Annotated in this window: 9 protein-coding genes; 1 reads left to right on the top strand and 8 read right to left on the bottom strand. The window is 65.1% G+C overall.

What is annotated here, in order from left to right:
- Positions 1 to 161: 161 nt before the first annotated feature.
- From FNL56_RS27295 to FNL56_RS27280, 4 genes are all read right to left on the bottom strand, one after another.
- Positions 162 to 773 (bottom strand): sigma-70 family RNA polymerase sigma factor, encoded by a 612-nt coding sequence (locus FNL56_RS27295; protein WP_143575922.1) that lies wholly within the window; start codon positions 771 to 773, stop codon positions 162 to 164.
- Between the two features lie 250 nt (positions 774 to 1,023).
- Positions 1,024 to 1,752: a response regulator gene (locus tag FNL56_RS27290; RefSeq protein WP_143575921.1), complete on the bottom strand. Its 729-nt coding sequence runs from the start codon at positions 1,750 to 1,752 to the stop codon at positions 1,024 to 1,026.
- Between the two features lies 1 nt (position 1,753).
- A complete protein-coding gene (locus FNL56_RS27285; protein ID WP_143575920.1) occupies positions 1,754 to 3,502 on the bottom strand; it encodes an ATP-binding response regulator in 1,749 nt (582 codons plus the stop codon).
- The gene (locus FNL56_RS27280) at positions 3,472 to 5,499 is read right to left on the bottom strand and encodes a sensor histidine kinase (RefSeq protein ID WP_246661570.1); all 2,028 of its coding nucleotides are present in this window, start codon (positions 5,497 to 5,499) and stop codon (positions 3,472 to 3,474) included. The genes FNL56_RS27285 and FNL56_RS27280 overlap by 31 nt, the downstream gene beginning before the upstream one ends.
- 290 nt (positions 5,500 to 5,789) lie before the next feature.
- On the opposite strand from FNL56_RS27280, the gene ugpB reads away from it, so the two are divergent.
- Complete coding sequence (ugpB, locus tag FNL56_RS27275; RefSeq protein ID WP_143575919.1) at positions 5,790 to 7,112, top strand: sn-glycerol-3-phosphate ABC transporter substrate-binding protein UgpB; 1,323 nt, start codon at positions 5,790 to 5,792, stop codon at positions 7,110 to 7,112.
- 222 nt (positions 7,113 to 7,334) lie between these two features.
- Here ugpB and FNL56_RS27270 read toward each other — a convergent pair whose 3' ends face one another.
- The 4 genes from FNL56_RS27270 to FNL56_RS27255 all read right to left on the bottom strand — a co-directional run bounded on the left by FNL56_RS27270 (position 7,335) and on the right by FNL56_RS27255 (position 11,604).
- Positions 7,335 to 8,189 (bottom strand): energy transducer TonB family protein, encoded by an 855-nt coding sequence (locus FNL56_RS27270; protein WP_143575918.1) that lies wholly within the window; start codon positions 8,187 to 8,189, stop codon positions 7,335 to 7,337.
- On the bottom strand, positions 8,186 to 8,626 hold the full coding sequence (gene exbD, locus FNL56_RS27265) for a TonB system transport protein ExbD (protein ID WP_168203051.1): 441 nt from the start codon (positions 8,624 to 8,626) through the stop codon (positions 8,186 to 8,188). The genes FNL56_RS27270 and exbD overlap by 4 nt, the downstream gene beginning before the upstream one ends.
- 4 nt (positions 8,627 to 8,630) lie before the next feature.
- Positions 8,631 to 9,362: a tonB-system energizer ExbB gene (gene exbB, locus FNL56_RS27260; RefSeq protein WP_246661047.1), complete on the bottom strand. Its 732-nt coding sequence runs from the start codon at positions 9,360 to 9,362 to the stop codon at positions 8,631 to 8,633.
- 172 nt (positions 9,363 to 9,534) lie between these two features.
- Positions 9,535 to 11,604, bottom strand: coding sequence for a TonB-dependent receptor (locus FNL56_RS27255; protein WP_246660822.1), 2,070 nt, complete (start codon positions 11,602 to 11,604; stop codon positions 9,535 to 9,537).
- Positions 11,605 to 11,610 lie beyond the last annotated feature (6 nt).

Below are 11,610 nucleotides of genomic sequence, written 5' to 3'. Positions count from 1 at the left end.
GATTGCTTCGTCGCAAGGGCTCCTCGCAATGACGGTTGAAAGACTGTGCATCGCTGCGAAGTCCGTGGCTATGGCTAGCAGCCAAAAAAAGACCCGGAAGGGAGGCATCCCGTCCGAGTCGAGGTTGGAGGTTAACGACGAAACTTCAAATCAGGGATCGCTCAGGCCGCGAGGCTGTCGATCCCGGCGCTTTTCAGAAACTCCGCGAGTTGCTTGCGGGCATAGAACATCCGGGTCTTGACGGTGGCGGCGGGGATCCCGATCAGTTGGGCGACCTCCTCGACCGATTTCTCATGGTAGTAGACCAGGCTGACGATCTCGCGATGTGCCGGCGACAGTCTGGCGACGCAGGCGCGCAGGATGGCGCTGGTGCGGCTGCGATCGAGCGACGCCTCCGGCGTATCGGCCTGGTCGGCGATCTGCATCACGTCGTCCTGGTCGATGTCCTCGTGCTTGCGCTGGCGCAGTGCGGTCAAAGCCTTGAAGCGGGCGATCGACAGCAGCCAGGTGGAGACCTGCGAGCGGCCCTCGAACTGGCTGGCGCTGCGCCAGACGTCGAGGAACACCTGACTGACCAGATCCTCGGTCGCGGTGCTGTCGCGCAGCATGCGCAGCACGAAGCGATAGACACGGACATTGTGCCGGGCATAGAGCGTGTGCATGGCGGTGCGGTCGCCGGTCGCAATCTTCTCCAGCAACATCTCATCCGAGGTGTCGCGGGCGGCAAGGATACCCTGCTGGCCTGCGGCGTTGAGGGCGATGACGTTCTGCATGATCGGCTCCCGTTGATACCGCCGGGGCGGCTTCGTTGGGAGGAGTGTTAAGGTTTGCCGGTTTCCGCACGTCGTCGAGACAAGCGGAAAATGGTTTCATGCCACGCGCAAATGTGTCGTGCGGTACCCCGCGACGACATATTGGAGATAAAAAATGCAGTAATTTTAACAAGATGGGTGGCCATAGGCAGCGGCTATGGGGTGTTGCCGCGGGCTAGGAACCAAACGGCCTGGCACGGGTTTAATGCCGCTATGCCTTCTCCACGACCGGCGAAAACAGGTAGCCGCCGCCGCGGATGGTGCGGATGACGGCGGGGTGCGCCGGGTCCGGTTCGATCTTGCGGCGGATCCGCATGATGCGCAGGTCGACGGCACGGTCGAAGGCTTCGGCGTCGCGCGCATTCGCCAGTTCGAGCAGCCGTTCGCGTGACAGCACGCGCTTCGGGTTGGCAGCGAACACTTTCAGCAGACCGAACTCCGATGCCGTCAGCGGATGTTCGTTGCCCTCGTCGTCGCGTAGCGCCTGGGCTTCGAGATCGAGCCATTTGGTGCCGAACCGCACCAGATGTTCGCTGATGGATTTTGCCGGCGCCGCCGCTTCGGCTTTCGGTCCGCTGCGCCGCAGCACCGAGCGGATCCGAGCCATCAGTTCGCGCAACTCGCACGGCTTGGCGATGTAGTCGTCGGCGCCGATCTCCAGGCCGACCACCCGGTCGATCGGGCTCGCGGTCGCAGTCAGCATGATCACCGGCACGTTGATGCGGCCCTTGAGGTCGCGGATGATCGACAGCCCGTCTTCCTCGGGCATGTTGAGATCCAGCACCACGAGGTCTGGCACCTTGCTGGCGATTTCGGCGCGCAAACTCTTGCCGCCGTCGCACAGAGTGACCGCAAAGCCGTGCATCTTGAGGTAATCGCCGACCATCTCGCGGGCCGGTGCCTCGTCGTCAACGATGATGATGTGTGGGCTGTGGCTCATGTCAGGTTTCGGTTGTCGCGGGCAAAGAGATGGTGAAGGTCGCGCCGCGGCCGGGGCCGGGGCTTTCGGCGGTGACGTCGCCGCCATGCATGTCGACGATGCGCTTGACGATCGAGAGGCCGAGACCGGTCGAGCTTTCGCCGCCGGTCGGCTTGGCGGACAATCGCTGGAAGCGGCCGAACAGCCGGTCGAGGTCTTCCGGCAGCAGGCCGGCGCCCTCGTCGGTCACGCTGATGCTGACCGTGATGCTGTCGCCACTCACCGCCAGCGCGATGCTGCCGCCGATCGGGCTGTATTTGATCGCATTGCTGACCAGATTGTCGATTGCTTCGCGCATCCGGTCGGCGTCGCACAAAGTAAGATCCCGGTGCGCCGGCACCGAGACGGTGATGGCCTGCTGCTTGTTGACCGCTGAAGGCTTGTTGGCCTCGGCGACGTCGGTGACCAGCGCGGAGATATCCACCGGCTCGCGGCGGATGGTGATGTCGAAGGCGTCCGCCATCGCGTCGTTGATCAAATGATCGACCATCGCGGTCAGCCGCTTGGTGGCGTCGCGGATGTGCTCGATCTGGGCTGCTACGTTTTCCTTCGGTGAGCCGGCTCCGATCAACTCGGTCAGCATTTCGGTGCGCCCGAGAATGACGCCGAGCGGATTCTTGAGGTCGTGCGCCACGGTGCCGAGGATCTCGTTCTTGAAGCCATTGGCGCGCTGCAGGCGCAGCCATTGCGCCGACAGCCGGCGGTTGGCCTGCATCAGCGCGCGGGTACGCTGCGCCACGCGGTCCTCGAGCTGGGTATTGGCGGCGTGCAGTTGCTGGTACAGGATCACATTGTCGAAGGCGATTGACAGCCGGCTGCCGAAGATCTCCACCAGCGCACGGTCGGTTTCCGACAACTGCCGCTCGGCTTGCAGCAGCACCACGACCTCGCGACCGGAGCCGGTGCGGATGTAGAGCACGGTGCGCTGGTCGGCGAAATCATGCTTGCGGCGGCGGAAGGCGTCCTCGACCATGAGCCGCAGATCGGGATCGAGCGACTGCGGCGTCGGGCAGCCGATAAAGCGGCTGTAGCAGCCCGATCCCGCCAGCACGGCAAAATCGTCGCCGATGTCGCCGCCGTCGCGCAGCACCAGGATCCCGGCACAATCGACATTGAGCAAGGACGCGATCTGCGTCAGTACGCCCTCGGCGAGCCGCTGCATCGAGCGGAAATCATATAGCGTGGACGCGGCGTCGATGATGATCTCCAGCCCGCGGCGCGTCTGCACCATGCGTTCGAGCTGCTGGTAGCTGCGCAATGCGGCGGTCAGCGAGGTGAACAGCTTGTCGGCGGTAAGCTCGGTCTTGGCCTTGTAGTCGTTGATGTCGTAGTCGACGATCACGCGGCGCTCCGGCGCCTGGCCGGGCTGGCCGGTACGCAGGATGATGCGGACGGTCTCGTTATGCAGTTCGTTGCGGATGAATTCGACGAGCTCGAGGCCCGCGTCGTCGGTCTCCATAATGACGTCGAGCAGCACGGCGGCAATGTCCGGGTTGTCGCGCATCAAAATCTGGCCTTCGGCTGCCGAATAGGCCGATAGGATTTCCAGCGACTGGCCGTTCAGCGTGTAATCGCTGAGTGCAAAGCGCGTGCCCTCATGGACCGCCTGATCGTCATCGATCACGGCGATCTTCCATTTGCGCAAACTGGTGTCTTCCGGCACCTCGCCGGCGTCTTCGATCAGATAGAGGACATCGTCCTGTTCGGCCATTGCGTGGTCCCGTCAATTGCTCCCGCGGCGGTGGCGGCCCGCGGCATGATAATGCGAAAGGTCGTGCCTTGTCCCAGCCTAGAATCGAGCATCATCCGGCCGCCGAGCTGCTGGGTGACCAGATTGTAGACGATGTGCAGTCCAAGGCCGGTGCCGCCCTCGTTGCGGCGCGTCGTAAAGAACGGGTCGAATGCCTGACGCTGCACGTCCGGCGTCATGCCGACGCCATTGTCGGAAAAGCTGATCTCGATGTCGTCGGTGCCGCGTAGCCGCGCCGTCAGGGTGATCGCGCCGGGGCGGCCGTCAGGAAAGGCGTGATTGGCCGCGTTCAGGAACAGGTTAGTCAGGATCTGGCCGTAGGAGCCGGGATAACCGTCGATGATGAGGCCGTCCGGCACGTCGACGGTGAGGGTAATCAGCGACTTTTTCAGTACCGGGCGCAGGCTGGCGATAATCTGGTCGGTGGCCTCGGAGAGGTTGAACTGGCGTCGCTCGGCGTGCGAGCGATCCACCGCAACCTGCTTGAAGGATTGGATCAATTCGCCGGCGCGCTGCAGGTTGGAGACGAGCTGCTGTGCGGCGTCCTGGCAGGTCCGGACGAATTCCTCGAGTTGCGAGCGGCGCAGCGGTGTGCCGCCACGCAATTCGGCCTCGAACATCTCGCTGCGCCGCGCAAAGGAGGACGCAACCGTCAGGCTGATGCCGATCGGATTGTTGACCTCGTGGGCGACGCCGGCGACCAGCCCGCCGAGTGCCGCCAGCCGTTCGGCATCGATCAAATTCTGTTGCGCGGCATATAGTTCGAGCAGCGCGCTCTCGGCCTTCTCTTTGGATGCGCGCAACTCCACTTCGGCATCGCGCCGGGCGATGGCGTTCTGGCGGAATACCTCGACGGCGCGGGCCATCGCGCCGACCTCGTCGCGGGCATCGGTGCCCTGTACCTCACGGTCGAGGTGGCCCGTGGTGATGGCCCGCATCGAGCCCATGATCTGCTGCAACGGCAGCCGGATGCTGAGCGCGATGACGATCCCGGCGATGATGATGACGCACAGGAAGAAGGTCGCAATTAGCAGCACGTTGCGCGAGATGTTCGCCAGCGTGCGGTCGAAGGTGGTCTGGGCTTTCTGCTCGCGCTGCCGCATCAGGACCGACAGGCCGTCGATCGCGGCGATGGTGTCGGCCTGGCTGGCGTCGATCGAATTGCGCAGCAGGTCGGTGCGGCCGGTGAGCTGCTCTGACAGTTTCGCCAGCCCTTCGCGCAGCGCCACCGCGCGACCCTTCAGCCGCTGCAAGGCCTCGCGTTGCAGGTCGTTGTCCGCCATTTCGGTCATCACCGGAATGGTGCGCTCGATGGTCTCGGTGTTGCGGCGGGCTTCCTCGGCGGAGGCCGAGGCCAGCGACAGGTAGTAGGCGTTGGCGGCCACCAGCATCGCCGTGAAGGCCTCGCGAGACTTTCCGAGCGGTGGCCAGATCAGCGCGTCGCGCTGGTTGGTGGCGCCCTCGATGATCGAATACAGCCCGGCCATGTCCTTGGCGGGGCCCAGCACCTGCGCCTCATAGGTCTTGGCTATGGTGGTTTGCAGGCTGCGCAATTCGCCGAATCCGGAGAGGAAGCGCTCGGTGACGCGCTCCAGCTCGGCGACCGAGCCCGACAGCATCGGATCGGTCGAGGCCCGGCTGCTTAGCGTGCCCAGCACCGCCTCGCGCAGCAGCAGGATTTCGGCGAACAGCTCGGGGCTCGGCTGGTTGATGTAGCGATGGATCAGGTTCTGCAGCCGGCTGGTCTCGCTTTCCAGCAGCGCCAGGATCTGGTCGGACTGCCGGACTTGGCGGACATCGTCCCAGGCCGAGGACAAGACCTGCGAGCCGCTCCAGATCAGACCGGCCAGCACCAGTACCACGGCGGAATTCAGCGAGGCGATCGACAGGATGCGCCAGCGGATCGGAATGGCGCGGACAAACCCGATCAAGCCGGTACGGCCCCTGGCCGCCAGCACCTTTTGCTGCTGCGAAACTCCACTGTCCTGGGTCGTCACCACGGGTATGTCTCGCGGCGTTGCAAAAGGTTCATCGGCAGCGGGGCGCTTGCAGGCGTTGCTATCCCCGGATACCGCGAGAATTTGCCAGGCGGCGGCTTGCGTCAAGCCGTGAATAGCGAAGTCGCGTGAACTATTCGTCCGGCCGGACCGACTGAAAGGTAGTTTTTTCCTGAAACATCACCCCGTACAGTTCAGGCGAAGGGCGTCCGGAGTGCCGACGCGCCGGGACCGGTCAAAGCAGGCAGGCCATGTTGCAAGCGGTCGTTCGAATAGTTGCGGGATGCGCGCTGGCAGCTTCGCTGGTGGCGCCGGCGCAGGCCGTCACGGAGATCCAGTGGTGGCATGCGATGTCGGGCCAGCTTGGCCGGCAGCTCGAAAAACTCGCCCACGATTTCAATGCCACGCAGGCCGGCTACCGCGTCGTCCCCGTCTACAAGGGAAACTACTCGGAGACCGTAAACGCAGCGATCTTCGCCTTCCGCTCGCGCAGCCAGCCGGCCATCGTACAGGTCAGCGAGGCATCTACCGCGACGATGATGGCGGCGAAGGGCGCCATCTATCCGGTGCACGAATTGATGCGCGACCAGGCGGAAGCGTTTTCGCCCGCGGCCTATCTGCCGGCGATCGCCGGCTATTACACCGACATCGCCGGCAATATGCTGTCGTTCCCGTTCAATGCCTCGACGCCGATCCTGTACTACAACAAGGACCTGTTCCGCGCCGCCGGCCTCGATCCCGAGGCCCCGCCGCGCACCTGGCCGGAACTGGGCGATGCCGCCAAGCGGCTGCGCGCCGCCGGCACCGCCTGCGGCTTCACCACCTCCTGGCCGTCATGGATCAATGTCGAGAATTTCTCAGCGTTTCACGATCTGCCGGTGGCGACCCGGGCCAACGGCATGGCCGGGCTGGACGCGATCCTGACCTTCAACAATGCCGCGATGATCCGCCACGTCGCGCAGCTCGCGCAGTGGCAGAAGACAAAAGTGTTCGACTACAGCGGTCGCGCAACGTCGGCGGAGCCGCGCTTCCAGAAAGGCGAATGCGGAATTTTTCTGGGATCGTCCGGCACCCGCGCCGATATTCTGGCCAATGCGAAATTCGAGGTCGGCTACGGCATGCTGCCGTACTGGCCGGATGTCGCGTCCGCGCCGCGTAACTCGATTATTGGCGGGGCGACGCTGTGGGTGCTGCGCGACCGGCCGCGCGACGAATATAAGGGTGTCGCCAAGTTCTTCGCGTTCCTGTCGCAGCCGGATATCCAGGCGGCCTGGCACCAGAACACGGGCTATTTGCCGATTACCCGTGCTGCCTTCGACCTGACCCGTGCGCAAGGCTTCTACGACCGTCATCCGGGCACGGCAAAGTCGATCGAGCAGATTACGCTGAACCCGCCGACCGCAAATTCCAAGGGCTTGCGGCTCGGCTCCTTCACCCTGATCCGCGACGCGATCGAGGACGAACTCGAACAGGCCTTTGCCGGCCGGAAATCCGCGCAGGCCGCGCTGGATGCCGCCGCCGATCGCGGCAACAAACTGCTGCGCCAGTTCGAGCGGGCGAATCCGGATCAGTAATACGTACTAATGATACGAGCGAAGGCGCCAATGGTCTCCCTCCCCCTTGCGGGGAGGGTCGACCGAACGAAGAACGAAGCAACGCTTCGTTCGGAGTGGAGGTCGGGGTGGGGTGCCGCGGGCGACAGCGTCTGTGGCAACCCCCACCCCACACGGCTTCGCTGCGCTTCGCCGGGCCACCCTCCCCGCAAGGGGGAGATCAGCGCGCTCCTGCTACGGCAACTACCGGATGGAGAAGCGCACTGGCACCGTGAAGCTCAGCGACGCCTGGGTCATCTCCGGCGGGAAGGCGGGCAGCGGCTGGGCGCGGCGGATCATGGCCATCGTCTCGGCATCAAGCGCCGCCACGCCGGAAGAGCCCGCGAGCCGGCTGCCGAGCACTTGGCCGCTACGGCTGACCGTGAAGCTCAGCATCGCCACGCCCTGTTGTCCCGCCGACCGGGCTTCGCTCGGATATTGCTTGTAGCGCTGCAGATGAACGGCCAGGCGATCGCGATAGGACGGCAGGGCCGCGGCCGCCGCCGCGCCTGCACTGGCCGTGGACGCGGCAGTGGCCCGGCGATCGACGCGCGGCGGCGCGGTGGTGCGCGGCGCCGGCGGCGTTTCACTGGGTTTCTTCTTCGGCTCGGCGCGCTCCGGCTTCGGCGTCGGTTTCTCCGGCTCCGGCTTTGGCGGCTCCGGCTCGACCTTGGCCGGCTCGGGCGGCGAGGTTTGTTCGATCTTCTGCTCGGGCGGGGCTTCCACCACTGGCTGCTCGACCGGCGGCGTCGGCGCGACTTGCTCCTCGATCGGCTGCTGGATCACGGGCTCCGGCGGCGGCGGCGGCTCGGAAGGAGCCTCCGCCTGCAGCATTTCCGGTCCCGGTGCGGCGTCCTGCTGCGATGTCTCCGGCGCGGCCGCGGCCGGCGCCATGTCGACCATAATGGCCGGCATCTCGCTGCCGGACGGCGCTTGCTGGCGATACCAACCGAGGCCGGCGGCGATCAGGCCGGCATGGATCGCGACGATCACGACAGCCGAACCGAGCCAGCGCAGCGCGGTGCGGTCGGTCGGGGCATGCAGCGCGTAGGGGGTCATGGCGTCGGGGCGCGGCCGTCGAGACCGACCAAGGCGACCTTGAGATAGCCGGCCGTGCGCAGCAGGTTCATCACCTCCATCAGGTCGCCATAGCTGACGGCCTTGTCGGCGCGCAGGAAGATGCGCTCGTCCTTGTTGCTTTTCGTCGCGCTGTCCAGCGATGCACCGAGCGTATCGCGCGCGATCACGTCTTCGCCGATGCCGATCGACAGATCCGGCTTCAGGGTCACGAAGACAGGCTTGTCCGAACGCGGCGCGGGCTCGACGGCGCTGGCCGGCAGATCGACGCCGAGATCGACGGTGGCCAAGGGTGCCGCGACCATGAAGATGATCAGCAGCACCAGCATCACATCGATGAACGGCGTGACGTTGATCTCGTGCTGCACTTCGAGGTCGTCATCCCCGTTGCGCGTGCGTCCGCCCAGGCGCGATCCCACCGGACTACTCCGCCGCCCGGGAGATCGGCACGCCGCGGCGGCCATGGTCGCGGCTGACCAGCAGCATCACCTGCGCCGAGGCGTCGCCCAGCAACGCGCGGTACGACGTCACGTGGCGAACCAGATGGTTGTAGATCACGACCGCGGGAATTGCCGCGACGAGGCCGAGCGCAGTGGCCAGCAGCGCCTCGGCGATGCCCGGCGCGACCACGGCGAGATTGGTGGTCTTGGTTTCGGAAATGCCGATGAAGGCGTTCATGATGCCCCAGACGGTGCCGAACAGGCCGACGAATGGCGCAATGGCGCCGATCGTGGCGACCACGCCGGTGCCGCGCGAGATGCGGCGCGACATCGCCAGCTCGACGCGCTCCAGCCGCAGCGCGATACGCTCCTTGAAGCCGTCGTCGAACTGACCGTGCGACAACTTCGTCTCGCGCACGGCGGAATGGATCAGCTGCGCCACCGCGTCGGTGCGGCCGGCGCTGTCCTGCTCGACGGCGTCGAGCGTGGTGTCGCTCTCCAGAAGTTTCAGTCGACGATTCGCGATGCGTCGCGCGCTGGCCAGTTCGAGCGTCTTGGCGAGCCACACCGTCCACGTCACCAGGGATGCGATAGCAAGCCCCACCATCACGATCTTCACGACGATGTCGGCGCCCATGAACATGCCCCAGGGGGACAGGTTGCGCGGCAGCGTCAGATCGGTCGTTGCGGCCAGGGCATTATGGGACTGCAGCATAACCGCGGTCAGTGCGACAGCGAGATGGGTCGGGATATATTTCATAGGGGCTGCGTTCCGTCGGGCGATAAGCGTACGTAAGCAAGGATGATGGCAAGAATACCGCGGTCGCGCGAGTATGTCGCCGGTGGCCTGCGCGGTGCGGTGCGAAATGGAGGGATTCCAGCCATGTTCAGAAACGAAGGCTGGTGAACAGCCTTACGCCGAGTCCGGGCTGCAGCACCTCCGCCTTTTTGAACGAGATGTGGTTGCGGATGCGCTCGTCGAGCAGATTGTCGCCGACGACGCCGAACGTCATCTCGCGCAGCCCGCTATCGGTCTTCGTGAAAATATGCGTATGGCTGAGCTCGACCTTCAGCAGATTGTAGCCGGCCGTGGATGTCTCGTTCAGCGCGATGTCGTTCTGTGTGAAGGCATGCAGCAGGCCGATCCGGGTCTGCCACGCCGCGCTGCGCCACCAAACGCCGCCACCCAGCCGCATTGGCGCGATGCGCGGCACGTTGCTGCCATCGGCGAAGGTGGCGCGCACCACGTCGAACTGGCCATCGATGCCGAAGGTGCCGTCGCCGAGCGGGGCGATGTCGTATTGCGCGGCCAGCTCGGCGCCGCGGAAATTCGCATCGCGCTGGCCATAGGCGACCTGCAGCAAGGGGCCCGAAGCCCCGCAACTGGCGAACGCGTCGGTACAGAAATTGCCGGTGACCTGCTTGTAGATGAAGTCGCGGTAGCGCGTGGCGTAGAGGCTGGCCTCGAAACGGAACGGGCCGGTGATGCGTTTCAATCCGAGCTCGAGGGATTCTGCCGTCTCCAGCTTCAGGTCCGGATTGCCGATCACGAAGGTGCCGGAAGCGCCGTCGGAGCCGCGTGAAAACAGTTCAGGCGCCGCCGGGGCGCGCTGCGCACGTTGTGCGCTCAGCGACGCCACCATGTCCCACGGTAAGTTCTTCAGCAGGCCGACGCTGAAGCTCTTCGGTGCAAAATCGCGGGCGGCCGCGGATTGCGAAAAACTGTCCGGCGGCGGCAGGAAATTGGCCGGAAACACCGGCGCCAGGCCCGAGACAGTAATGCTCTCGATGCGGCCGGCGGCCTGCAGTCTCAACGTTTCGGAAAGCTGCAACTGCTCGAACACGAATCCCGCCACCGCGTCCGTGTTGGTCGGCGCCAGCAGGCCACCGAGTGTGCCCTGGGTGCCGAGCTTGCGATTGCTGGCCTGAAGGCCCCAGTTTCCCGTCAGCGCGCCTAGAGGCGTCGCCACCGCAGCGTGGTCGATCTCGAAGCGGCCTTCGATCTCCTTGTTGCTGATGGTGTTGAGCACGCCGTCGGCGGGTAGGCCGAGTTCATCATGCTTGTAGTCGCTGATGCCGAAGGCGAAGCGCACCGCGTCGATTCCCTCGACCGGCGCGCGCCATTCGCCCTTGCTGGTGATCTTGGTCTGTTCGAGGCTGATCCGGGTATTCTGACTGGCCTCGTTGATCCCCGGAATATGATAAAGGCTGGTGATGTGCTGGATCGCGGTGCCGACATAGCCGCCATCGAAAATGTAGGAACCGCCGACCGATTGGCCGGCCGAGCGCAATCGCGTATTGGCCTGCACGCCGCCCGGGATCCGGTAGTCACCGGCGTTGCGGCCGAACGCGTCGGCGTGGATGGCGATATTCTCGCCGCTGGCATCCACGCTGGCGGCGCCGTCGATGCCGTGGTCGGCCGACGTTGTACCGCCCTTGAGACGGGCGGAAAAATGGTCCGGCACGAGATTTTGCGGGATCCGGTTGTTGGTCGCGTTGACCACGCCGCCGATCGCCTGGTTGCCATAGCGCAACGTCGCCGGGCCCCGGATCAGCTCGACGCTGTCCGCCACGAGCGGATCGACCGGCACCTGATGGTCCTGGCTGAAATCCGAAGCGTCATGGCTGCCGATGCCGTTCTCCTGCACGCGGACGCGATAGTCGTCGAGGCCGCGGATGTTCGGCCGGCTGGCGCCCGGCGCAAAGGTGGAGGCCGCCACGCCGGGCTGGGTCGCCAGCAGGTCGGCCAGCGACGCCGCCGTGGTGCGCTGCAGGTCGGCGCCGTTGAGTTGGGTGGTCGACTGGAAGCCGTCGCTGGCATTGCCGGTCCTTGCGCGGTCGGTCACCACGGCGATCTCCTGCAATACCTCCTGTGCATGCAATTCGCCGCAGCAGGCCGCCGACATCAGGGCGGCAGTGGCCGGGGTCAGTGGATTCCAGGATCTGATCAATCTCACGCACCA

It is taken from the genome of Tardiphaga sp. vice304, assembly GCF_007018905.1.
Lineage (GTDB): Bacteria > Pseudomonadota > Alphaproteobacteria > Rhizobiales > Xanthobacteraceae > Tardiphaga.
The sequence above is the reverse complement of the archived record's forward strand: the minus strand, read 5'-3'. Positions and strand labels throughout refer to the sequence as shown.